Source organism: Nocardiopsis aegyptia (assembly GCF_013410755.1).
In the GTDB taxonomy this organism is placed as follows: Bacteria; Actinomycetota; Actinomycetes; order Streptosporangiales; family Streptosporangiaceae; genus Nocardiopsis; species Nocardiopsis aegyptia.
Map to the genome: position 1 here is coordinate 4,258,667 of NZ_JACCFS010000001.1, position 22,061 is coordinate 4,280,727.

The following is a 22,061-nucleotide window of genomic DNA, read 5'->3' on the forward strand; positions in this document are numbered from 1 at the left end:
CGAATCCTACGAAGCCGGCGTGACCCGGCCGGTCCCGCCGTCGACGGTGATCCGGTCGCCGTCGTTGATGGTGGTGGTCCCCGTGCCGGAACCCATGACCGCCGGGATGCCGTACTCGCGCGCCACGATCGCGGCGTGCGAGGCGACCGCCCCCGTGTCCACGACCACCGCCACCGCCCGCTGGAAGAGAGGCGTCCACGACGGGTTGGTGTAGGGGCACACCAGCACGTCGCCGCTGTCCAACCGGTGGAAGTCCGTGGCGTCGAGGATGATCCGTGCCGTTCCCGTCGCGGTGCCCGCGCTGGCCGGGGCGCCCGTGACCAGGGCGTTCCCCGTGTTCTTCGGCGGGAAGACGCGGGCCGGATCGATCATGCGCACGCCGGTGAGCTCGGCGCGCTTCGCCGCGCGGGAGCGTACGAGTGTCCGCAGCCGCTCGGCCTGCTCGGCCGGCATCGTCTCGACGTCGGCGACCTCCCGGACCTCCTCCATGCGCAGGTGGAAGACGTCGAAGGGCTCGTCCACCACCCCCGCCTTCTCCAACCGGGCGCCGATCTCCAGCAGCGACCGGCGCAGGGCGGGCAGACTCGCCGTGAAGTAGAAGTGCGAGTCCTCGCGGAAGGCCATGCCCTGTTGGGCGGCGCGGACCCACCGGGTCATCCGCTTGCGGGCTCGCGCTCCGCGCAGCAGAGGGTGGGTGAGCAGACGTGCCAGCGCCCGCTCCGACCGGGATCCCCGGTCCTCGCCCCGCGGCTGGTCCACCAGGACCCGCACCAGGCCGAGCACGCTCTCCGGCGACTCGGCGAGCGTGGGCGGGCTGACCAGGAGCGGGGTGGCCGTCTCGCGCCGCCCGAACTCGCGCCGGTAGGCGTCCAGCTCGTCGCCGAACGCGGCCACGGGGCCGGTGCCCTCGCGAACGGTGCCCTCGCGGACGGCGGCCAGCACCTCGGCCGGTTCCGCGGTCGCGAACAGCTCGCGCAGTTCGGGCACGGCCCGCACCCGGTCGGCGAGGTCCTGCAGGGCCTGGTTGGCGTCCTCGGTCCGGGTACTGGCCCCGCCGATCAGGTCGCCCAGCAGCGACCTGCGCCCCAGGAGCGTGATGGCGGCCGTGAGCCGTCCCATGGTGATGGCCACGCTGGGCAGGTAGGCCGCCCGCAGCTCGCGGCACGGCCCCATGAGGTCGGTCGCCCGCTGGGGTACACGCAGTAGCTCCGGCCAGGTCAGGGCGCGCAGGTCGAGCCCGTCCAGCTCGTCGGCGTCGCGCAGGAAGCGCGCCAGGACAGGGTCCTCCCGCCAGGTGTTGATGTCGTGCGTCCGGGCCCGGTGGGCCAGCTTGAAGGGCGTCAGCAGGGCGCGCGGCGTGGGGTGGGGCGCGGGCGGGACGAGTTCCACGACCACCCCGTCCTCCTCCCGGAGGAAGTCATCGAAGGCGGCGGCCACACCGAGGTCGGCCAGGAGGTCCCGCATCATCCTCGCGGGACCGAATCCGAGCCACGTGCTCACGTCCATGGGGTACGGGCGCGTGGGGATGTACTCGGTGAGGACCGGCCCCAGCAGGCGCTGGCGCCGGTTGAGCGGGACCGACGGCGGCGGCAGGGCCGTCATCGGGCGGGCCTGGACGATGAAGGCGCGCCCGTCGCTGATGCTCCACTCCATGTCCTGGGGTCGGCCGAAGTGCGCGGCGATCGTGCGGGCGTGACCGGCGAGCACGGCCAGTTGTTCGTCGGTGAGCAGCCGCCCCTGGGCGCCGTCGGCTCCGGTGGGGGAGTCGTGGACCACGCCGCCCCCGGCCTCGGAGCGGATGACCACCTCGCCGCGCCCCGGCGACCAGTCGACCAGCGCGCCGCGCTCGTCCAGGACGTAGTGGTCGGGGGTCACCAGGCCGGAGACCACCGCTTCGCCCAGGCCGGCTCCCGCGTCGACGATGATCCGGTCGCGGGCGCCGGTGACCGGGTCGGCGGTGAACATGACCCCGGCGACGTCGGACTCCACCATGGTCTGCACGACCACCGCGATCCGCACCTCGGCGGGGTCGATGGCGCGCTCGCGGCGGTAGGCGACGGCCCGCTCGGTCCACAGCGAGGCCCAGCAGCGGCGGACGGCGTCCACGACCGCGTCGGCGCCGATGACGTTGAGGTAGGTGTCCTGTTGGCCGGCGAAGGCCGCGCCGGGCAGGTCCTCGGCGGTGGCGCTGGAACGGACGGCCACGGGGACGTCGGCGCCCAGGGCGGTGTAGGCGGCGGTGATCGCGGCGCGCAGGTCGTCGGGGACGGGCGCGCCCTCCAGGTCGGCCCGCAGCTCGGCGGCGGGCACCGAAGCGGCGGGCGCGGCCCCGCCACCGAACCCGGCGGCCAGCTTCGCGTCGAGCCCGACCGCGCGGGCCGCGGCGGCGTAGGCGTCGGTGGTGACGACGAACCCAGGGGGGACGGGCAGCCCCGCGCGCAGCAGTTCGCCCAGGTTGGCGCCCTTGCCGCCGACCTCGGCGAGGTCGGCGGACCCGAAGGACGCCAAGGGGGAGACGAGTCGGTCGTGTGTCATCGGGACTCCTTGTCGAGTGCGGTGTGGGCCGTGGTGCGCAGGGGGAGCGCGGGGAAGGCGAGGGTGAGCAGGAACGCCAGGCCCAGGAGGGGCGCCATCGCGAGCAGGGCGGACGGCACGGCGGATCCGAAGGCCGACTCCACGAGCCCGCGCGTGGGCTCGGGCAGGGCGGCGATCGCCTCGGGGGAGAGCGCTCGCGGGTCGCCGACGCCCTCCGGCACCCGTGCGTCGAAGGAGCGGGTGATCAGGGCGCCGACGACGGCCACACCGACGCTCGCGCCCACCTGGCGCAGGAAGAGGACGGCGGAGGTGGCGGCGCCCAGGTCGGCGTGGTCGACCGCGTTCTGCGCGGCGAGCATGACCACCTGCATCACCAGACCGATCCCCAGTCCCACCAGCACCAGCAACGCGGTCAGAGCGCCCGTGCCCAGGCCGGCGCCGATCAGACCCGCACCGAACACGCCCAACAGGGTGAGGCCGATCGCCGCGACGGCCGTCCCGGCGATCGGGTAGCCGCGGTAGCGGCCGGTACGCGTGATCAGCCGCCCCGACACGACCGTGCTGACGAGCGCGCCGGCCATCATCGCGGTGACCAGCAGCCCGGCCCGGGTGGCGGTGGTGCCCAGGCTGACCTGGGCGTAGGCGGGAACGTAGGTGAGGGTGCCGAACAGGCCGAACCCGACGAGGAAGCTCACGGCCACGGGCAGGGCGAACGCGCGCTCGCGCAGCAGGCGCGGGGGCAGCACGGGGTCGCGCGCGAGCATGGCGGTCACCGCCCACAGCCCGAGTACGACGACGGTGCCGGCCGGCAGGGCGGGCAGCGCCCACGCGGGGTAGGCGTCGGGGCGGGCGAGCCGGTCGGCGGTCAGGACCACCCCGACGACGGTCGCGGCCAGGGCCGCGGCGCCGGCGTAGTCGACCGGCGGGCGGCCCTCGGGGCGCGGCAGCCGCAGGGTGAGGCTCAGGGCGACCAGGGTGACCAGGCCGAGCGGTGGGTGGACGGCGAAGATCCACCGCCAGGACAGGTGGTCGACCACGACCCCGCCGAGCAGGGGGCCGCCCACCGCCGCGACCACGTAGACCGCGCCGAACAGGCCCAGGTAGCGGCCGCGTTCACGGGGGCTGACGATCTCTCCGACGATCGCCTGCGCGCCGATCATCAGACCTCCGCCGCCCAGGCCCTGCACGACGCGGGCGGTGACGAACCCGGGGAGGGTGGTGGCGGTGGCGGCCATGAGCGCGCCGACAACGAACAGCAGGACGGCCGCCTGGATGAGGGGCTTGCGGCCGTAGCGGTCGCCGAGCCGCCCGACGAGGGGCATCACGGCCGTGGCGGCGACCAGGTAGGCGGTCACGACCGTGGGCATCTGCTCCAGTCCGCCCAGGTCACCGGCGATCTCGGGGAGCGCGGGCGCCATGGCGGTCTGGTCGAGGGCCGCCAGCAGCATGGCCAGGAGCAGGCCCGGCAGGGCGAGTGCGATGGAGGTCGTCCGCTGTGCCACAGAGCCTCCTCCACTAGAGAACGATGAGTTCTCTAATAGGCTAGCCCTCCGGTTTAGTGAACGCAACGTTTCTTCGGTCTTGGTCTGAGGCGAACCGGCCGGCCCGCCCTTCCCGCCGCGCATCGGCGGTCCGGGGAGGGCCGGCCCGCCGCCACTGGATACGCTCGGCGCGACAGCGACACTTCCGGGGAGGACGAAGAACATGACAGCGACCGCAGTCGTGACCGGCGCCAGCAGTGGGATCGGGGCCGCCACCGCGCGCGGACTCGCGGCCGAGGGCTACGACGTGGTCCTCGTCGCCCGGCGCGCCGACCGGATCGAGGCCCTGGCCGAGGAGATCGTCAAGGAGGGCCACAGCGCCCGCGCCGAGGTCCTCGACGTCACCGACCGCTCGGCCGTGGACGCCTTCGCCGAGGCCCTGCCCTCCTGCTCGGTCCTGGTCAACAACGCGGGCGGAGCGATCGGCAGGGAGACCGTCGCCACCGGCGACCCCGCCGACTGGCGCGCGATGTACGAGGTCAACGTCCTGGGCGTGCTCCACATGACGCAGGCGCTGCTGCCGAAGCTGGTCGAGAGCGGCGGCGGCACGGTGCTCGTCGTGTCCTCCGTGGCCGGGCACGTGGTCTACGAGGGCGGTGGCGGCTACGTGGCCGCCAAGCACGGCGCGCACACCCTGGCCGCCACCCTGCGGCTCGAACTGTGCGGCGAGCCCGTACGCGTGCTGGAGGTGGCGCCGGGCATGGTCAAGACCGAGGAGTTCTCACTCAACCGGCTGCGCGGTGACGCCGAGGCCGCGGAGGCGGTCTACGACGGGGTGCCCGACCCGCTCAGCGCCGAGGACGTCGCCGACACCATCGTGTGGGCGGTCACCCGGCCCTCGCACGTGAACATCGACCTCCTGGTGGTGCGCCCGCGCGCACAGGCCGCCCAGCACAAGGTCCACCGGGTCAAGGAGTAGGGAAAGGGGCGGCCCCGGTCGGCGCCCCCTCTCCTGCGGCCCGTCCCCGCACTCGCCCCGCCTCCAGCCGTCCGCCTCACGCCCCGGGGCGTGGGGTGCGGGCGGCGCGGCGGCGGGGCGGTGCCGGTTCCAGGCCCGGGTCGGGGACGTGCGTCGGCACCTCGCGGTCGGCGAACGGCAGCCTGCCCGCGTAGCCCACGGTGAGCGCGACCTGCCGCCCGGCGAGGTCGCGCGCGGCGGGCAGGGTCAGGCCCGGGTCGCGCGCCAGCAGCCGCACCGTCATCCCGCCGAGCAGGGCATGCGCCACCGCGGCGGCCTCCTCCGGATCGCACGGGCCGAACTCCCCGGTGGACACGCCCATCGCGATCGCCGCCACCAGGGGTTCGCGCAGTCGCGCGTACAGGCCGGTGAGCGCTGCCGCGAGGTCGGTGTCGCGGACCGCGCGGCCCTCCAACTCGCTCCACAGCAGCCACTCGCGCACGTCGTCGGGGCTGATCGGCAGCCAGAAGTCGATCTGGTCGGCGACGCGCTCGGCGGGGGAGGAGCGTTCCTGGTCGTGCGCCCTGCGCTCGGCGCGCGCCCGCTCCCGGTCCAGGGAGTGCGTGATGGCGGCGGCGAGCAGTTGCGGCCGGTTGGCGAAATGGTAGTGCAGCAGGGCCGTGGAGGCCCCCGCGCGCTTGGCGATCTCGGCCAGGCGCACACCGTCGTAGCCGTCGCGGGCGATGAGTTCGACGGCGGCGTCCAGGATGCGCGTGCGGGTGTCGGGACTGGTCATGTGCCCATTCTTTACCACCCGGGTCTTGTGTCGGCTTCCTGGCTGACTTTAACATCAGGGAACTGATTTTAAAGTCAGCAACCGGAGGAGCACGCATGTCCGACCCCCACGGCATCCGTCCGCCGACCACCGGCGTCGCCGCCGACGAGGTCTTCCGCGTCGAGGCGCACGGGATGGAGCAGATCCCCGACGCCGACCGGCACGGCGGTCCGCGCGAGCTGTTCTGGGTGTGGTTCGGCGCCAACCTGACCTTCACCTTCGTCATCAACGGCGCCCTCGTCGTCGGACTCGGCCTGGGGTTCTGGGCGGCCGTCACGATCTTCACGGTCGGCAACCTGGCGTTCTTCCTCGTCGGCGCCGCCGCCATCGCCGGTGCCCGCGCCGGAGCACCGACCCTGGTCGTGGCCCGTGCCGCCTTCGGCCGGTGGGGCAACTACCCGGTGGCCGTCATCAACTGGCTCGTCAGCATCGGCTACATCATCCTCAACACGGTCGTGGGCGTCCTGGCCCTCGCCGTCCTCGGCGGACTGGCGGGACTGGGAACCGGATCGCCGACCCTGGTGGCCGGGCTCGTGCTGATGATCGTGTGCACCGCCGGCGTCGCCGTGCTCGGCCACGCCACCGTCGAGGTCATGCAGCGCTGGCTCGCCATCGGACTCGTCGTGTGCACGGCGGTGCTGGGCGCCCTGGTGCTGCCGCAGGCCGACCTGTCCTCCGGTGGGACCGACGCACCGCGCCTGTGGGCCTGGTCCCTCGGCCTGGTCATCGCCGTCTCCGGCGGACCGCTGTCCTACATCGCGATCTGCGCCGACTTCTCCCGCTACCTGCCGCGCACGAGCCCCGGACGCGGGATCACGGCCGCCACCGGGCTCGGGGCGATGGTCCCGGCCACGGCCCTGGGGATCATCGGGATCGCCGCCGCCACCCGGGTCGAGGTCGGCGCGTCCGCCGACCCGGTCGCCGCCGTCGCCGGGCTCCTGCCCGTCTGGTTCCAGGTCCCGTTCCTGCTGGTCGTCGTGGGCGGCTGCGTCACCAACACGATCATGACCCTCTACTCCTCCGGCCTGAACCTGCAGGTCCTGGGCGTGCCCCTCGACCGGGCCCGGACGGTCCTCGTCCAGGTCGTCCTGGTCACCGCCGGGTCGTCGGTCGCCCTGTTCGTCGTCGACTTCACCGAGGCCCTTCTGGCCTTCCTGTCGGTGATGGTCGTGGTCTTCGCGCCGTGGGCGGGGGTCTTCCTCGCCGATCTGGGGCTGCGCCGCGCCCACTACGACGTCGAGGGCCTCTACGCCCGCTCGGGCGGCGCCTACCGCTACACCAGGGGATTCCACCGCGCGGGGCTGGCCGCCCTGGTGACCGGGGTGGTCCTGGCGGCGTCGGCCGTCGACTCGGTGCTGTGGACGGGGCCGCTGGCCGGCCTCCTCGGCGCCGACCTGTCCCTGCTCGGCGGTCCCGCCGCCGCACTCACCTACTACCTGCTCGTGCGGAGCCGACGGGCGTCCGCCCCGACCGCGCACGAGTCCGCACCGACCACGACGGAGAACGAATGACCCGCCACGCACAGCTGTTCGGCCCCGACCACACCTTCCTGGGGATCGGGAAGTGCGACCTCGACGAGCCCGCCACCTGGGCGGACTCCGAGGCCGTCATCATGGGGGTGCCCTTCGACGGCGGGACCTCCTACCGCGCGGGGACCCGGTTCGGGCCGCGCGCGCTACGCGGCACCGACTACCTGCCCCACGACGGGCGCCGGCCGCACCTGGCCCTGCGCACCGACGGCCTGTACGAGCTCAACACCCGGGACGCGGGCGACGTCGACTGCTTCAACGGCGACATCGAGGGCATGGTCGAGAAGGTCGGCGACGCGGTCACCCGCATCGCGGCCGCCGGGAAGATCCCCGTGATGCTGGGCGGCGACCACACCATCGCCCTGCCCGACGTACAGGGGGTCGCCCGCCACCACGGCTGGGGGCGGGTCTCGGTCATCCACTTCGACGCGCACGCCGACACGGGGAACATCGACTTCGGTTCGCTGCTCGGCCACGGCCTGCCCATGCGGCGGCTCATCGAGTCCGGTGCCGTGCGCGGCGACCGGTTCGTCCAGATGGGCCTGCGCGGCTACTGGCCCGAGCCGGAGACCCTCGCGTGGATGGCGGAGCAGGGCATGCGCTGCTACGAGATGAGCGAGATGGGCGCCCGCGGGCTGGACGCCTGCCTGGACGAGGTGTTCGCGCTGGCCACCGACGAGTGCGAGGGGGTGTTCCTGTCCGTCGACGTCGACGTCGTCGACCCGGGCATGGCACCCGGCACCGGCACTCCGGAACCGGGCGGGATGACCTCGCGGCAGCTGCTCGACGCGGTGCGCCGGATCTGTGTGGAGCTGCCGGTCGTGGGCCTGGACATCGTCGAGGTCTCGCCCGACCACGACCACGCCGACATCACGGCGATCCTGGGCAACCGCGTGGTGCTGGAGGCGCTGTCGGGGATCGCCGCTCGACGCCGGGGCCTGGGCTGGGACCCGACCCGGCCGCTGCTCGACGGCCTCGGGCGCTGACACTCGCGGCGCGCGGGCGCGCTGCGAAGCGCTCAGGGGCGCGGCGGGTGGCGAGCGACGGCGAGCGGGCAAGTGACCGGCCGGCGCGAACGGGGGAGCGGGGAGGCGGTACCGGGGGGACGGTGAGGACGGTCGGTGATGGGCGCTACCGGGCGCGCCCACCGGCCGTGGCCGGCCCGGGGCTGTGCGGGCCCCGTCAGCCGGGTCGGTTCAGGCGTCGTCCATGTCCGAGGACAGCAGCTCCACCAGCTCGTCGAGCGCCCGGTCGGCGGCGCCTTCCTCGGCGTCGTCGCAGGTCAGAGTGACCGTCTCGCCGTGGTTGGCGCCCAGCGCCATCACGGCCAGCATGCTGCGCGCGTCCACCGGGTCCTGGTCCGGGCGGGCGATGAAGACGGGTAGGCCGGTCTCGTTGACCGCCTTGACGAACAGGGTCGCCGGTCGGGCGTGCAGCCCGAGCCGGGAGCCGATGGTCACGGTGCGCTGGGTCGGCATGTGGGTCCTTTCTGTCGGTGGAACGGGGGTGTGTCAGAGCCGGTCGATCCGCTGGTGCGGGTCGGGTTCGGCCACCACGGTGGTCTCGTGGGCGGCGACGTCCTCGGGGGTGGGAACGGTCGTCCCGGGCAGGGACACCGCCGCCGCTCCCCAGGACACGGCACGCGCCAGTCCCTTGTCGGGGGGACCGTCCTGGCTGAGGAAGCCGGCCAGGGCGCAGTCGCCGGCGCCCACCGTGCTGCGCGCGCGGACGAGGGGACCACGCGCCCACCAGCTGCACGTGTCGTCGACGAGTATCGCGCCATGTCCGCCCAAAGTCACCAGGGCCTGTTCGTTGCCCCAGGACAGCACCTCCCTGGCCGCCGACACGACGTCCCCGACCGTGGGCAGGTCGCGTCCGGCCAGCTCCTCCAGCTCCTCGTGGTTGGGCTTGAGCAGGGCCACCGAACCCGCGTGCGCGGCCTCGGCCAGCGGTTCGCCGGAGGAGTCCAGTGCGAGCGGGACGCCGTACCGGGCGGCCAGCTCCGCGACGCGGACGTAGAAGTCGGCGGTCGCGCCGCCCGGCAGGCTGCCGCAGGCGACGATCCAGTCGGGGCCCCTGGTCAGCTCGTCCTCCACCACGGCGAGCAGGGCGCCGACCTCGGTGGGGGACAGGACGGGGCCGGGGGCGTTGAGCTTGGTGGTGGTGCCGTCGGGCTCGGCGACGGTGATGTTGGCCCGGGTCTCTCCCTCGATCGGGACGGTGGCGCGCGGCAGGCCGCCGAGCAGGGCGGACAGCTCGGCGCCGCCGCCTCCGCCGACGGGGAGGACGGCCCGGGTGGGGACGTCCGCGCCGCTGAGCGCGCGCGCCACGTTGACTCCCTTGCCCCCGGGGTGGGCACGGGTCGCGCGCACCCGCAGGACCTCGCCCCGGACGAGGCCGTCCACCTCCAGGGTGTGGTCCACGCTGGGGTTCGGCGTGAGGGTCAGGATCATCGATGGCTCTCTTCGACTGTGGTCTGCGCGGCCCGTGTGTGTCTGTGTGAGTGTCTTCGATTATGTGGTTTTGGTTGCGTATGTCAATACTCGCCTGCCCTGGGGGCAGGCAGGCGGGCGCAGGCACCGGCAGGGTTCTGCGATGAGTATTTCACCCTGTCATCCCTGGTGGAGGCCCTGGTGTGGGCGATCGAGGGCGGAAGGCCGCTCGGGGGCCACTGGTGGGCGTTGCTGGGACATTGGGTGGATTTGGCACTTGTGTGTCCTGGGCAACACGACTAAACTCACTGAAAACCACACCGAAACACAGGTGATCCAACATGTACGCGGAAGAACGCCAGCAGGTGATCCTCGAACGTGCCCGCCATGACGGCCGGGTCGACGTCACGGGGCTCACCTCGGAGTTCGACGTCACCTACGAGACCATCCGGCGCGATCTCACGGCACTCGAACGCCACGGTGTCCTGCGCAGGGTCCACGGTGGCGCGATTCCCGTCGAGCGGCTGGGCTTCGAGCCCACCCTCAACGTGCGCGACTCCGTACTGACCGAGGAGAAGGAGCGCATCGCCAAGGCCGCGCTGGACGAACTCCCCGAGGAGGGCGCCATCCTCCTCGACGCCGGCACCACCACCGGCCGCCTGGCCGAGCAGCTGCCGACCGATCGCGAACTCACCGTGGTCACCAACTCCCTGTCCATCGCACTCACACTCACCACACGAACCAACATCAACCTCATGTTGCTCGGTGGCCGCCTGCGCAACCGCACGCAGGCCACCGTCGACGCGTGGGCCCTGCGCTCACTGTCGGAGTCCTTCGTGGACGTGGCCTTCATGGCCGCCAACGGAATCTCCGTCGAACGCGGTCTCACCACACCGGACACGGCCGAGGCCGAGGTCAAACGGGCGATGATCGCCTCCTCACGAAGGGCGCTCCTGCTCGCCGACCACACCAAGGTCGGCAACGACCACTTCGCGCGCTTCGCGGGCGTGGAGCAGCTCGACAAGATCATCACCGACACCGGCCTCGCCGCAGGACTCGCGGACGAACTCGAGTCCGCCGGACCGACGGTTCTCACGGTCTGACCACCATCCCTCACCACCGCCTGTCATCACCATCCCTTCACCACCATCCGGCCGGCACCCTCGCCGGCCCACCTCCCAGGAGGTCCCCCCATGTCCAACCAGCAGACCAACGAGCGCATGGCGTCAGTGCGGTCCGGCGTCCAGCGCTTCGGCAGCTTCCTGTCGAGCATGGTGATGCCCAACATCGGCGCCTTCATCGCCTGGGGCCTTCTCACGGCCCTGTTCATCGAGAGCGGCTGGGCCCCCAACGCGACGCTCGCCGAGCTCGTCGGACCGATGATCACCTACCTCCTGCCGCTGCTGATCGCCTACACCGGCGGCCACCTGGTCCACGACCGCCGCGGGGGTGTCGTCGGCGCGGTCGCCGCGATGGGCGTCATCATCGCCGCGGACATGCCGATGTTCCTCGGCGCCATGGTCATGGGCCCGCTGGGTGCCTACCTGATGAAGAAGCTCGACCAGGTCATCCAGCCCCGCACTCCCACGGGCTTCGAGATGCTGGTCAACAACTTCAGCGCGGGCATCCTGGGCGGGCTCCTGGCGATCCTCGGTGTCTACGCGGTCGCCCCGGCGGTCACCGCCATCGCCCGCGGCCTCGGTGCCGGCGTGCAGTTCCTCATCGACATGAGCGTGCTGCCGCTGGTGTCGGTGATCGTCGAGCCGGCCAAGGTCCTCTTCCTCAACAACGCCCTCAACCACGGCGTCCTGGGGCCGCTGGGCGTGGCCCGGGTGGCGGAGCAGGGCAAGGCCATCGAGTTCCTCATCGAGACCAACCCCGGCCCCGGCCTCGGCATCCTGCTGGCCTGCCTGTTCTTCGGGCCCAAGATCAGCCGTGCCACCGCGCCCGGCGCGATCCTCATCCACTTCTTCGGCGGGATCCACGAGATCTACTTCCCGTACATCCTCGCCCAGCCGAAGCTCATCCTCGCCGCGATCGGCGGCGGCATGTCCGGTGTCGCCACCTTCATGGTCCTGGACGCCGGGCTGCTGGCCACACCCGCTCCCGGCAGCATCATCGCCCTGATGGCGGTGACCCCGCGCGGGGACCACCTCGCCGTCCTGGCGGGCGTCACCATCGCCACCCTCGTCTCCTTCGCCCTCGCCTCGGTCCTGCTCGGTTTCGGCCGGTCCGAGCGGCGCGCGGCCAAGGAGAAGCAGGAGGCGGCCACCGCACAGCACAACAAGGAGGCCACGTCATGACCACCATCCAAGGTTCGGACATCCGCAAGGTCGTCGTCGCCTGCGACGCCGGCATGGGCAGCAGTGTCATGCTCACCAGTCAGCTCCAGCGCACGCTCAAGCCGTACGGCGTGACCGTCGAGCACTCCCAGGTGGACCGCGTGCCCGGCGACGCCGACGTGGTGCTGTGCCACGCGGGCCTCCTGGGCCGCGCGCAGGGCAACCTCCCGGACAAGGTCGTCATCGGCTTCCAGATGTTCATGGGCGACCCGGCGTTCACCCGTCTGGAGCAGGCGATCAAGGAGGGCGGTTCCCTTGCCGACTGATCTCGCGCTGACCGCCGACGCAGTCCGGCTCGGCCGCACCGCGGCCGACAAGACGGACGCCATCGACCAGTGCGGTGCCCTGCTCGTCGACCTGGGCGCGGTCGAGCCCGGCTACGTGCCCGCGATGCACGAGCGCGAGGCCTCGGTCAGCACGTTCCTCGGCGAGGGCGTCGCCATCCCGCACGGGACGGACGCCTCGCGGGCGCTGATCAAGGAGACCGCGCTGGCCGTCGTCCAGTTCCCCGACGGGGTCGACTGGGACGGCAACACCGTGTACCTGGCGGTCGGCATCGCCGCCTCCGGGGGCGAGCACATCGGGGTCCTCTCGGCCCTGGCGACCGTGCTCAGCGACCCCGCGCGGGCCGAACGGCTGCGGACGGCGTCGGCGCCGTCCGATGTCCTCGCCCTGCTCGGCCCCGGAACGGACGCCTGAGGCAGGGCCCTCGCGCCCTGAGCTCGCGTCGGTCGTGTCCGCCTCGGCGCGGGCCGGTCCGTCCGGGTCGTTCCGGCTCCGACCGCTTCGTCCGGACCGCGTCGTCCCTGTCCACCCGCGTCCGCGCAGGCACCGTGCCCCGTGTCGCGCGTACGCCCCATCGAGCCGTCCCCACCGGCGCGGCGGTCCACTCCCCCGCCCGCGCCCGGGCTCCCCGCGCCGCCGTTCTCGGCGCGGGGAGCCCGTCCACCACCACGAAAGGCCCCACCATGCTCGTCGCCCGCTTCTACGCCCCCGGTGACATCCGCCTCGAGCAGGCACCCGAACCGACCGTGGGCCCCGGGCAGCTCAAGATCGCCGTCGCCAACTGCTCCACCTGCGGCACGGACGTGAAGATCTCCCGCCACGGCCACCACCACATCGACCCGCCGCGCGTGATCGGGCACGAGATCACCGGCCGGATCAGCGAGATCGGCGAGGGCGTCACGGGCTGGGCCGAGGGCGACCGCGTCCAGGTGATCGCGGCGATCCCGTGCGGTTCCTGCCACGAGTGCAAGGCCGGCCGGATGCCGGTGTGCTCCCGCCAGCAGTCCATGGGCTACCACTACGACGGCGGGTTCGCCGAGTCCATGATCATCCCCGAGGCCGTGCTCGCCGTCGACGGCGTCAACCGGGTCCCGGACAACATCGACATGGGCGAGGCGTCGCTGGCCGAGCCGCTGGCCTGCGTGCTCAACGGCCAGGAGATCGCGGGCGTCAGCACTGGCGACACGGTCGTCGTCATGGGCGCCGGTCCCATCGGCTGCCTGCACGTGCGACTGGCCCGTGCCCGCGGCGCGGCCCGCGTGTTCCTGGTCGATATCAACCGGGGGCGCCTGGACATGTCGGCCGACGTCGTCCGGCCGGACGCGGCGATCGCCGGCGAGGAGACCGACCCCGTGGCCGAGGTCCTGCGCCTGACCGGTGACCGGGGCGCGGACGTGGTCATCACCGCGGCCGCGTCGGGGCGGGCCCAGGAGGACGCACTGCGCATGGTGGCGCGCGGCGGCCGGGTCAGCTTCTTCGGCGGCCTGCCCAAGGACAACCCGATCATCCAGCTCGACTCCAACCTCGTGCACTACCGGGAGATCTCGATCTTCGGCGCGAATGGCTCCAGCCCGGCGCACAACCGCCGCGCTCTGGAGCTGATCTCCTCGGGCGCCGTGCCCGTCGCCGACCTCATCACCGAGCGGATGAGCCTGTCCGACGTGCACAAGGCCATCGAAACCGTCGCGGCGGGGACCGCGATCAAGGTGACGATCCAGCCGTGAGCCCGCTCCGGCCCACTGGCGCCCCGGCGCCTTTCACGGTTGGCTGTGGGCGAGGCATTCGCACACGCCCGCCGGTCCAGGCCCTGGGCCGGGGTGAGCCGAGACCGATCGACGACCCGAGCCAGGAGCGATGATGCCGCAGACCGGCCACCCAGACATCCCGACACCCAGGGACGCCGCCCGCGAGGGCACCTCCGCGGAGGGACACGAGCACGCGGATGCCTCCGGGGCCGACCGCGCGGGCGCGTCCCGGCTGGAGGGGATCCCGGCGGCCCCCGGCGCCGCGGTCGGCCCCGTCGCGCGGATGTCCGCGCCGCCGACCCTGCCCAATACCCGCCCCTCCTCGGCGGGCGCCGCCACCGAGGCCGACCGGGCCCGTGACGCCCTCGAACGGGTGGCCGCCCAGTTCGATGCGCGGGCCGAGGGCCTGGGCGAGGAGGCCGCGGCGGTCCTGGGCGCGCTGGCGCTCATGGCCCGCGACCCCGAACTGGCCCGCCGCACGGCCGAGCGCACGGAGGCGGGCGATCCCGCGGCCTGGGCCGTCCACACCGCCTGCGGTGCCTACCAGGAACTCCTGCTGGCGGCCGGGGGGTACCTGGCCGAGCGGGCCGCCGACCTCGCCGACATCCGCGACCGCGCCGTCGCCCACCTGCTCGACCTGCCGATGCCCGGCCTGCCCGACCCCGGGCGGCCGCACGTGCTGGTCGCCGACGACCTCGCCCCGGCCGACACCGTCCAGCTCGACACCGACCAGGTGCTGGCGATCGTCACCAGGCACGGCGGCCCCACCAGCCACACCGTCATCCTGGCGCGGTCGCTCGGCATCCCCGCGGTCGTGGGCTGCGAGGGGGCCGACGGCCTGACCGACGGGACACCGGTCGCGGTCGACGGCGACACGGGCCGGATCGACGTCGAACCGGACGAGGAACGGTCCGCGTCGGTCCTGGTGCGGGCCCGGCGCCGGCGCGAACTCCTGGCCGACTCCGCGGGACCCGGCCGCACCGCCGACGGTGCCCCGGTGGCGCTGCTGCTCAATGTGGGCGAGGGCGACCCCGACGAGGCGGGCGCCCACGACAGCGAGGGCGTGGGGCTGCTGCGCACCGAGTTCCTGTTCCTGGACCGGGCCGAGCCGCCGACGGTGGCCGAGCAGACCGCCGCCTACGCGCGGTTGTTCCGGGCCTTCGACGGCCGTACCGTCACCGTGCGCACACTGGACGCGGGCTCGGACAAGCCGCTGGCCTTCGCGGGGACCGGGCCGGAGGACAACCCGGCGCTGGGCCGGAGGGGCTTCCGGACGGCCCGGGTACACCCGGAGCTGCTGACCGACCAGCTGGCGGCGATCCGGGCCGCGGCCGACGGGTCCGGGGCGCGGGTGCGCGTGATGGCGCCGATGGTGTCCACCCCGGCCGAGGCCGCGGAGTTCGTCGCGCTGGCCCGGGAGGCCGGGATCACCGAGGCGGGCGTCATGATCGAGGTGCCCGGCGCCGCCCTGCTGGCGGACCGCCTGCTGCCCCGGGTCGACTTCGTGTCCCTGGGGACCAACGACCTCGCGCAGTACACCATGGCCGCGGACCGGACCCTGGGCACGCTGCCGGACCTGCTCGACCCGTGGCAGCCCGCGCTGCTGGAGCTGGTGGGCACGGTCGGCGGCGCGGGGGAGCGGTCCGGCCGCGCGGTGGGTGTGTGCGGGGAGGCCGCGGCGGACCCGCTGCTCGCGGTGGTGCTGGTGGGGCTGGGGGCGACGAGCCTGTCGATGGCCGCTCCGGCGCTGCCCGCCGTGCGCCACGCGCTGGCGCACCACACCAAGCAGGAGTGCCGGCACCTGGCCGGGCTCGCACTGGCCGCCGCCACCGCGGCGGAGGCCAGGGAGGCGGTCCGCGCCGCGGCGAGCCCGGACGTCGCCGACCTCTGAGCCCGTGTGACCGCCGGGGCCAGAGCGATGGATGCCGGACCCGAGAACAGAAGGAAGGATGCCCCGCGGGCCATGCGGCCCGCGGGGCATCCCCGTGTCCGGTGTGCGGTGATCCGGTCGCCCGGGCTCAGCCCGGCGTGCTCCAGTCGTCATCGAGCACCTCCGGGAGCAGGTCCAGTTGGGCCAGGCACGTCCGCGGCAGGTCGTCGAAGTCGGCGTCCGCGGCGACCCACGCGCCCACGCCCGTGTTCACCGCCGCGTAGAACACCGCGGCCACCAGGTCCGGTCGCGGGTCGGCGACCGGGTCGACCCCGACGCGCTCGGCGACGACGGCCGCGAGCTTCTTCTGCCGCACGTGGCAGTAGCGCATGTGCGCCGCCATGAGTTCGGGGTTCTGCTTCATGAGCTTGGCCGCGCCGCCCCGCAGGAGCATGGACGCGCGCTCGACCCGGTCCCACTGGTCGCTCAGCGCGTTGCGCAGGGCCAGGAGCGGGGGCTCGTCGCCGGGGCGCTCGCGCAGGGCGTCGAAGAGGTGCCGGTCCACGCCCTCCAGTGCCTCCAGCAGGATGTCCTCCTTGGAGGGGAAGTAGCGGAAGAACGTCCGCTGGGAGACCCCCACCCGGGCGGCGATCTCCTCGGTGGTGGTCGCCTGGTAGCCGTGCTCGTGGAACAGGCGCAGGGCGGTGTCGAGCAGGGCGTCGTGCAGCTGGGCCTTCTTGCGTTCGCGCAGGCCGCCGGTCGGTGCCTCAGTGCTCGTCGCGCTCATGGCCGCCTCCACCAGGGTCGTTCTGCCTGGAGCATACCAGCGCGCGCAATGTAATGTCAGTCACAGACAAAAATCACTTGCTGCAATATGTCAGCGGTTGCCATAATCTTGCGGTAGACGTCGCAAGGGGGACACATGACCGCACAGACCACCGCTCCACCATCGAAGCGGGCGGGGGGACTGAGGAACAGCCCGTGGGGGACCCTGGTCGCCATCGCCTTCGGCGTCATGATGGTGGCCCTGGACGGGACCATCGTCGCGGTCGCCAACCCCGCCATCGGCGCGTCCCTGGGCGCCTCGCTCGCCGAACTCCAGTGGGTCACGCACGGCTACCTGCTCGGGCTCGCCGTCTTCCTCATCACCGCGGGCAAACTGGGTGACCGCTTCGGCCACCGGCGCACCTACCTCGTGGGGGTCGTGGGGTTCGTGCTCTCCTCGGTGGCGATCGCGCTGTCCTTCGGCGTCATCATGCTCGTCGTGTTCCGGATCCTGCAAGGCGTTTTCGGCGCCCTGCTGCTGCCCGCCGCGATGGGCCTGCTGCGTTCCGGCTTCCCGCCGGAGAAGCTCGGCCGGGCCTTCGGCGTCTTCGGCAGCCTCATCGGCGCGGCCACGGCCGGCGGGCCGATCCTCGGGGGCGTCCTGGTGGGCACCTTCGGTTGGGAGGCCGTGTTCTTCATCAACGCCCCGGTCGGCGCGATCGCCCTGGGACTCAGCCTGTGGCTGCTCCGGCCCAACCAGGCGACCGACCCCGACTCGCGGATGGACGTCCCCGGGATCATCCTGCTCAGCGTCGCCATCTTCGCGCTGGTGTGGGCGCTGGTCGAGGCGCCGACCGCGGGCTGGGGCGCGCCGGTCACGCTCGGATCGCTCGCCGTGGCCCTGGTCGTGGGCGTGCTGTTCGTGCTCTGGGAACGCCGCCCCCGGCACCCGCTGATCCCGCTGGCGCTGTTCGCCAACCCGTCGATCTCCATCGGCACCGTGATCATGGTGTTCATGGCCGTGAGCCTGATGGGCTCGCTGTTCTTCATCACCTTCTACCTGCAGGGCGCGCGCGGTATGAGCCCGGCGCAGACCGGCCTGCAACTGCTGCCGATGACCGGGATGATGGCGATCACCTCGCCCATCGCGGGCCGGGTCCTGGACCGCGTCGGTCCGCGCATCCCCACCACCGCGGGCCTGGTGGTGAGCGCCGTGGGCATGTTCATGCTCTCCCGGCTGACCATGGAGACCCCCGTCGTCTACCTGTCGGTGGCCTTCATCCTGCTCGGGATGGGGCTCAGCCTGGTGATGACCGGCGCCACGGCCGCGATCATCGGTGCCGCGCCGATGCGGTTCGCCGGGGTCGCCTCCGCGGTCCAGCAGGCCGCAATGCAGCTCGGCGGCTCCCTGGGGACCGCGGTCCTGGGCGCCGTGATGTCGGCGACGATCATCGCGACCCTGCCCGGGCGCTTCGCCGACGCCGGTCTGCCCGCCCCGGGCACGGACGAGCTGCGGACCGACCAGAGCACGGTCGCGCAGGGCGGGGCCGTGGTGCCCGAGGGCGCCACCCCCGACGTCGCCGCCGCCGTCACCGAGGCCAGCAACCTGGCCTTCCTGAGCGGCTTGCAGTGGGCGTTCGGGATCGCCGCGGCGCTGCTGGCCGTGTCCGCGGTGATGTCGCTGTTCATGCGCGGCGGGATGACCGGCGCGGGGTCCGAGGACGAGGAGTCCGCGGGGACCGCCGCGCCGGCCGTGCACGTCTGAGGCACGCGTGACCCGGGAGGGCCGGCGGCGACCCGTGACCACGGGCCGCCGCCGGCCCTCCTTCTCGGCCGTGGCCGTGGATCAGGTCGTGTAGTCGGCGTTGATCCGGATGTAGCCGTCGGTCAGGTCGCAGCCGTAGACGGTGAACGCGCCCTCGGCGATGCCCAGATCGACGCTGATGACGACCTCCTCGCCCTTCATGTGCTCGGCGGCGCGCGCCAGGGTCTCGCCGGTGGCGGGGGTCGGGTAGGTCTCCACGTCCCCGAAGACGATCCGCACGTTCTCCGGCACGATGTCGGTCTCCGCGTCGTTCTTGCCGACCGCCATCGCCACCCGGCCCCAGTTGGGGTCGGCGCCGTGCACGGCCGTCTTGACCAGCGGGGAGTTCACCACGGCCTTGCCGACCCGCTTGGCCTGGGCGTCGTCGCGAGCACCGGTGACGCGCACCTCCAGCAGCTTGCCCGCGCCCTCGCCGTCGGAGGCGATCTTGCGCACCAGCGCCAGCGCCACGTCGTAGAGCGCCGACTCGAACGCGTCGGAGTCCACGCCGCCCGCCAGCCCGTTGGCGAAGATCGCCGCGGAGTCGCTGGTGGAGGTGTCGGTGTCGATGCTCAGCGCGTTGAACGTGCGGTCCACGACCCGGCGGAACATCGCGTCCAGGGCCGGCTGGTCCAGGTCGGCGTCGGTGAAGAACCAGGCCAGCATGGTCGCCATGTTCGGCTCGATCATGCCCACGCCCTTGGCGATGCCGGTGATCGTCGCCTCCCCGACCCGGGCCGAGGCGGTCTTGGGCCCGGTGTCGGTCGTCATCATCGCCGCCGCCGAGCGGTCCAGGTCGGCCGGGGGGAACTCCGCGGGCAGGCCGTCCAGGAAGGCCCGGACCCGGTCCATGGGGTAGGGCACGCCGATCACCCCGGTGGAGGCGATGAGGAGCTCCTCCGGCTCGATGCCCGCCGCGCGCGCCACGCGCTCCTGCACCTCGCGGGCGTTGGCCTCCCCGGTCATCGTGGCGACGTTGGCGTTGCGGGCGATGACGGCGACCCCGCGGGCGCGGCCGTCGGCGACCGCGCGGCGGCTCAGGACCACACTGGAGCCGGCGAACCGGGACCGGGTGAACACGGCGGACACGTGGGCGGGCACCTCCGAGACGACCGCGAAGAAGTCGTCGTGGGGGTCCTTGATCCCGATGTTGCCTGCCACGCCGCGGAAACCGGCGGGCACGGGGGTCTGGCTGCTCATCATCCTCCTCGGGCTTCGTGGCGTCAGCCTACTCACCCGCGTGCCCCACCCCTCATTACGGCTACGACCTGCGAGGGTTTCGTCCTGTACGGACGTGGCGCCGGAGTGACAAGACTCGGGTAACGGGGTATCCGCCGAATGCGAGTGGACACCCGGGGGGAGGCGTGTTGTGCGTGATGGTGACTGGCTCACGGAGACGGGAGCGCAGATCCGAGGCGTCCTGAAGGTGATGGTGGACGCCCAGTGGCTGCCGGGCGGTGCCGCCGTCATCGGCACGGGCGGCATGTGGGAGTTCGTCGCGGTCGGCCGCGTGAACGAGGAGGACGACACCGCCCCCGACGTCGCCTACGACGCGGCGAGCCTGACCAAGGTCATGGCGACCTGGCCGCTCGTCGGCCAGGCGGTCGCCGAGGGGATGCTGGACCTGGACGCCCCGATGTCCGAATACCTGCCGGTGGCGGACCTGCCCGGAGGGGCGGTCACCACCCGGCAGATCCTGACCCACACCAGCCGGCTCAATCCGGTCACGTGGCTGGAACGGTACGTGGGCACGGACGAGGACCTGGCCCAGGCCCTGTTGGCCGACCCGCTGGAGGACCCCGGGTACGCCTACATCGACCGCGGGTTCATCGTGCTCGGCCTGCTCCTGGAGCACCTGTACGGGACCGGGCTGGACCGCCTGGCGGGCGACCTGTGGGACGAGCTGGGCATGCGCTCCACGACCTACGGCCCGCTGGCCCGTTCACCGGCGGTGGCGCCCACCGAGCGCCGCCTCGCCGGGGCCGCGCCCACCTGGGGTGTGGTCCACGACGAGGCGGCGGCGCTCATGGGCGGGGTCGCCGGACACGCCGGCATGTTCACCACCGCCATCGACCTGGGGGCCTTCGCGCGCGAGGTCCTGCGGATCCACGAAGGCGGTGACGGGGTCATGCCGTCGTCCTATGTCCGGGCGAGTTGGCAGCCGCACGTGGACGCCGGCCAGGGCCTGTGGCGCGGGCTCGGCTGGCTGATCACCCAGGAGGGGGTGGTCTACCACAACGGGTTCACCGGGACGAGCCTGTTCGTGCACCCGGCCAGCGGTCGCTACGTGGGCGTGCTGACCAATGCCGTGCACCACGGCCGGGACCGGACGGGGCTGGTGGACCTGAGAGCGGCGGCGCGGACGGCGCTCACGCACCAGGAGCACGGATCGAACTCGTGAGGCCGGTGAGGAAGGCGGCCAGTCCGGCCGGGCCGTCGACGACGAGGTCGGCGGCCTCGGCCACGGCGGTGACCTCGTTGGAGGCGGCGCACAGGGTCAGACCGGGCGTGCCCGCCGCGCGCAGCTCGCGGACCGCGTCGAACGCGGGCAGGTCGCCGAGGTCGTCGCCGCCGTAGAGGACGGTGCCGGCGCCCGCCGCGGTGGCGAGTTCGGTCAGGGCGGCACCCTTGTCCACACCCTGTGGACGGAGTTCGATCACCATCCGCCCCGGTTCCACCCGCAGGTCGGCGCGGGCGGCGAGCTCCTCCAGGTGCGGGGCGAGCCGGGCGAGCGCGGCGTCGGGCTCGGCGGTACGACGGGTGTGCACGGCGAGCGAGCGTTCCTTGTCCTCGACGAAGGTGCCCTCGGGTGCACCGACCCGGGCGAGCAGGCCGGGCAGTTCGGCGCGGACCAGTGCCACCCCGGGCGGGGGCTCGGCCGCGACGAGTTCGCGGTCGGACCAGCGCTCGGCGCCGTAGTGGCCGAGCACGGTCAGGTCCGGGACGCGGTCCAGCCCGCCCAGTTCCACCACGGTGGCGGCGGGGCGGCCGGTGATCACCGCGGTCGTGCCGATGAGCGGGGACAGCGCGGCCAGTGTCTCCACGATGCCGGGATAGGGGGCGGAGTCGCGCGGATCGTCGACGATCGGTGCGAGCGTGCCGTCGAAGTCGAAGGCGACCAGGGCGGTCGCGGGTTTGGCCAGGAGCGCGGTGAGCGCGGCGCGTCCGGCGTCCGTGCTCGGCTGGGGCAGGGACATCGCAGACCTCTCCGGAGGGGGCGGGTCACGGCGGCGGGCAGGGGACGCCAGACTATCGGTGCGCCCCCGGCCCGATCCCGTCGTGCCCCCCGTGTCGGGGGGCCGACCGGCCGCGGGGACGGGTCGGCCGGGTGAGGTGGGGGAGTGGGGGAAGTGGTGGCCGGCGCGGCACGGTGCGGGAGCGCGTAGCGGTGCTGGGCTGCGCGGCGGTGCACGGTGGTGCTGGGCTGTGCGGTGTCGCTGGAGCGCATGGCGGTACTGGAGTGCACGGTGCTACGTGAGC

19 protein-coding genes are annotated in these 22,061 nt (G+C 73.1%); 11 read left to right on the plus strand and 8 right to left on the minus strand.

Going from position 1 to position 22,061, the window contains the following annotated elements:
* Nucleotides 1–6: 6 nt before the first annotated feature.
* Both HNR10_RS19045 and HNR10_RS19050 read right to left on the minus strand, forming a co-directional pair.
* Nucleotides 7–2,535, minus strand: a complete 2,529-nt coding sequence (locus HNR10_RS19045) for a PEP/pyruvate-binding domain-containing protein (protein ID WP_179825453.1) — start codon at nucleotides 2,533–2,535, stop codon at nucleotides 7–9.
* The gene (locus HNR10_RS19050; RefSeq protein ID WP_312889346.1) at nucleotides 2,532–4,037 is read right to left on the minus strand and encodes an MFS transporter; all 1,506 of its coding nucleotides are present in this window, start codon (nucleotides 4,035–4,037) and stop codon (nucleotides 2,532–2,534) included. The genes HNR10_RS19045 and HNR10_RS19050 overlap by 4 nt, the downstream gene beginning before the upstream one ends.
* A 202-nt stretch (nucleotides 4,038–4,239) precedes the next feature.
* On the opposite strand from HNR10_RS19050, the gene HNR10_RS19055 reads away from it, so the two are divergent.
* The gene (locus HNR10_RS19055) at nucleotides 4,240–4,995 is read left to right on the plus strand and encodes an SDR family oxidoreductase (protein WP_179825457.1); all 756 of its coding nucleotides are present in this window, start codon (nucleotides 4,240–4,242) and stop codon (nucleotides 4,993–4,995) included.
* Between the two features lie 76 nt (nucleotides 4,996–5,071).
* On the opposite strand, the gene HNR10_RS19060 is transcribed toward HNR10_RS19055, so the two are convergent.
* Entirely contained in the window at nucleotides 5,072–5,770 is a 699-nt protein-coding gene (locus HNR10_RS19060; protein ID WP_179825459.1) for a TetR/AcrR family transcriptional regulator, read from the minus strand.
* A gap of 95 nt (nucleotides 5,771–5,865) precedes the next feature.
* Between HNR10_RS19060 and HNR10_RS19065 the strand changes: the two genes are divergently transcribed.
* Together HNR10_RS19065 and speB are read left to right on the plus strand one after the other, a co-directional pair.
* Nucleotides 5,866–7,320: a purine-cytosine permease family protein gene (locus tag HNR10_RS19065; RefSeq protein ID WP_179825461.1), complete on the plus strand. Its 1,455-nt coding sequence runs from the start codon at nucleotides 5,866–5,868 to the stop codon at nucleotides 7,318–7,320.
* Entirely contained in the window at nucleotides 7,317–8,324 is a 1,008-nt protein-coding gene (gene speB, locus HNR10_RS19070; protein WP_179825463.1) for an agmatinase, read from the plus strand. The genes HNR10_RS19065 and speB overlap by 4 nt, the downstream gene beginning before the upstream one ends.
* A gap of 210 nt (nucleotides 8,325–8,534) precedes the next feature.
* Here speB and HNR10_RS19075 read toward each other — a convergent pair whose 3' ends face one another.
* Nucleotides 8,535–8,816, minus strand: coding sequence for an HPr family phosphocarrier protein (locus tag HNR10_RS19075; protein ID WP_179825465.1), 282 nt, complete (start codon nucleotides 8,814–8,816; stop codon nucleotides 8,535–8,537).
* A 33-nt stretch (nucleotides 8,817–8,849) separates the two neighbouring features.
* On the minus strand, nucleotides 8,850–9,791 hold the full coding sequence (pfkB, locus tag HNR10_RS19080) for a 1-phosphofructokinase (RefSeq protein WP_179825467.1): 942 nt from the start codon (nucleotides 9,789–9,791) through the stop codon (nucleotides 8,850–8,852).
* A gap of 320 nt (nucleotides 9,792–10,111) precedes the next feature.
* Between pfkB and HNR10_RS19085 the strand changes: the two genes are divergently transcribed.
* The 6 genes from HNR10_RS19085 (at nucleotide 10,112) to HNR10_RS19110 (ending at nucleotide 16,033) form a co-directional block, all read left to right on the plus strand.
* The gene (locus tag HNR10_RS19085; RefSeq protein ID WP_179825469.1) at nucleotides 10,112–10,873 is read left to right on the plus strand and encodes a DeoR/GlpR family DNA-binding transcription regulator; all 762 of its coding nucleotides are present in this window, start codon (nucleotides 10,112–10,114) and stop codon (nucleotides 10,871–10,873) included.
* A gap of 90 nt (nucleotides 10,874–10,963) precedes the next feature.
* A complete protein-coding gene (mtlA, locus tag HNR10_RS19090; protein WP_179825470.1) occupies nucleotides 10,964–12,073 on the plus strand; it encodes a PTS mannitol transporter subunit IICB in 1,110 nt (369 codons plus the stop codon).
* Nucleotides 12,070–12,378 carry a PTS sugar transporter subunit IIB gene (locus HNR10_RS19095; RefSeq protein ID WP_179825472.1) on the plus strand — a complete coding sequence of 103 codons (309 nt, stop codon included), beginning with the start codon at nucleotides 12,070–12,072 and terminating at the stop codon, nucleotides 12,376–12,378. The genes mtlA and HNR10_RS19095 overlap by 4 nt, the downstream gene beginning before the upstream one ends.
* Nucleotides 12,368–12,811 carry a PTS sugar transporter subunit IIA gene (locus tag HNR10_RS19100; RefSeq protein WP_179825474.1) on the plus strand — a complete coding sequence of 148 codons (444 nt, stop codon included), beginning with the start codon at nucleotides 12,368–12,370 and terminating at the stop codon, nucleotides 12,809–12,811. Before HNR10_RS19095 ends, HNR10_RS19100 begins: the two co-directional genes overlap by 11 nt.
* Before the next feature lie 269 nt (nucleotides 12,812–13,080).
* Nucleotides 13,081–14,121, plus strand: a complete 1,041-nt coding sequence (locus HNR10_RS19105; protein WP_179825476.1) for a zinc-dependent dehydrogenase — start codon at nucleotides 13,081–13,083, stop codon at nucleotides 14,119–14,121.
* A gap of 130 nt (nucleotides 14,122–14,251) precedes the next feature.
* Nucleotides 14,252–16,033: a phosphoenolpyruvate--protein phosphotransferase gene (locus tag HNR10_RS19110; protein WP_246406304.1), complete on the plus strand. Its 1,782-nt coding sequence runs from the start codon at nucleotides 14,252–14,254 to the stop codon at nucleotides 16,031–16,033.
* 127 nt (nucleotides 16,034–16,160) lie between these two features.
* Here the strand turns inward: HNR10_RS19110 and HNR10_RS19115 are convergent, their stop codons facing one another.
* A complete protein-coding gene (locus tag HNR10_RS19115) occupies nucleotides 16,161–16,799 on the minus strand; it encodes a TetR/AcrR family transcriptional regulator (RefSeq protein ID WP_179825478.1) in 639 nt (212 codons plus the stop codon).
* Nucleotides 16,800–16,934: 135 nt separating this feature from the next.
* Between HNR10_RS19115 and HNR10_RS19120 the strand changes: the two genes are divergently transcribed.
* Entirely contained in the window at nucleotides 16,935–18,542 is a 1,608-nt protein-coding gene (locus tag HNR10_RS19120; RefSeq protein WP_179825481.1) for a DHA2 family efflux MFS transporter permease subunit, read from the plus strand.
* Between the two features lie 81 nt (nucleotides 18,543–18,623).
* Here the strand turns inward: HNR10_RS19120 and argJ are convergent, their stop codons facing one another.
* The gene (argJ, locus tag HNR10_RS19125) at nucleotides 18,624–19,781 is read right to left on the minus strand and encodes a bifunctional glutamate N-acetyltransferase/amino-acid acetyltransferase ArgJ (protein WP_179825483.1); all 1,158 of its coding nucleotides are present in this window, start codon (nucleotides 19,779–19,781) and stop codon (nucleotides 18,624–18,626) included.
* 169 nt (nucleotides 19,782–19,950) lie between these two features.
* Between argJ and HNR10_RS19130 the strand changes: the two genes are divergently transcribed.
* Nucleotides 19,951–20,982, plus strand: a complete 1,032-nt coding sequence (locus tag HNR10_RS19130) for a serine hydrolase domain-containing protein (RefSeq protein WP_179825485.1) — start codon at nucleotides 19,951–19,953, stop codon at nucleotides 20,980–20,982.
* Here HNR10_RS19130 and otsB read toward each other — a convergent pair.
* Complete coding sequence (otsB, locus tag HNR10_RS19135) at nucleotides 20,951–21,778, minus strand: trehalose-phosphatase (protein WP_179825494.1); 828 nt, start codon at nucleotides 21,776–21,778, stop codon at nucleotides 20,951–20,953. The two genes, HNR10_RS19130 and otsB, sit on opposite strands and share 32 nt — an antisense overlap.
* Between the last annotated feature and the right edge of the window lie 283 nt (nucleotides 21,779–22,061).

Coding starts and splice junctions, on each gene's coding strand:
- HNR10_RS19045 (WP_179825453.1), bottom strand. CDS start 2,535: ATGACACACGACCGACTCGTCTCCCCCTTGGCGTCCTTCGGGTCCGCC.
- HNR10_RS19055 (WP_179825457.1), top strand. CDS start 4,240: ATGACAGCGACCGCAGTCGTGACCGGCGCCAGCAGTGGGATCGGGGCC.
- HNR10_RS19060 (WP_179825459.1), bottom strand. CDS start 5,770: ATGACCAGTCCCGACACCCGCACGCGCATCCTGGACGCCGCCGTCGAA.
- HNR10_RS19065 (WP_179825461.1), top strand. CDS start 5,866: ATGTCCGACCCCCACGGCATCCGTCCGCCGACCACCGGCGTCGCCGCC.
- speB (WP_179825463.1), top strand. CDS start 7,317: ATGACCCGCCACGCACAGCTGTTCGGCCCCGACCACACCTTCCTGGGG.
- HNR10_RS19075 (WP_179825465.1), bottom strand. CDS start 8,816: ATGCCGACCCAGCGCACCGTGACCATCGGCTCCCGGCTCGGGCTGCAC.
- pfkB (WP_179825467.1), bottom strand. CDS start 9,791: ATGATCCTGACCCTCACGCCGAACCCCAGCGTGGACCACACCCTGGAG.
- HNR10_RS19085 (WP_179825469.1), top strand. CDS start 10,112: ATGTACGCGGAAGAACGCCAGCAGGTGATCCTCGAACGTGCCCGCCAT.
- mtlA (WP_179825470.1), top strand. CDS start 10,964: ATGTCCAACCAGCAGACCAACGAGCGCATGGCGTCAGTGCGGTCCGGC.
- HNR10_RS19095 (WP_179825472.1), top strand. CDS start 12,070: ATGACCACCATCCAAGGTTCGGACATCCGCAAGGTCGTCGTCGCCTGC.
- HNR10_RS19105 (WP_179825476.1), top strand. CDS start 13,081: ATGCTCGTCGCCCGCTTCTACGCCCCCGGTGACATCCGCCTCGAGCAG.
- HNR10_RS19110 (WP_246406304.1), top strand. CDS start 14,252: ATGATGCCGCAGACCGGCCACCCAGACATCCCGACACCCAGGGACGCC.
- HNR10_RS19115 (WP_179825478.1), bottom strand. CDS start 16,799: ATGAGCGCGACGAGCACTGAGGCACCGACCGGCGGCCTGCGCGAACGC.
- HNR10_RS19120 (WP_179825481.1), top strand. CDS start 16,935: ATGACCGCACAGACCACCGCTCCACCATCGAAGCGGGCGGGGGGACTG.
- argJ (WP_179825483.1), bottom strand. CDS start 19,781: ATGAGCAGCCAGACCCCCGTGCCCGCCGGTTTCCGCGGCGTGGCAGGC.
- otsB (WP_179825494.1), bottom strand. CDS start 21,778: ATGTCCCTGCCCCAGCCGAGCACGGACGCCGGACGCGCCGCGCTCACC.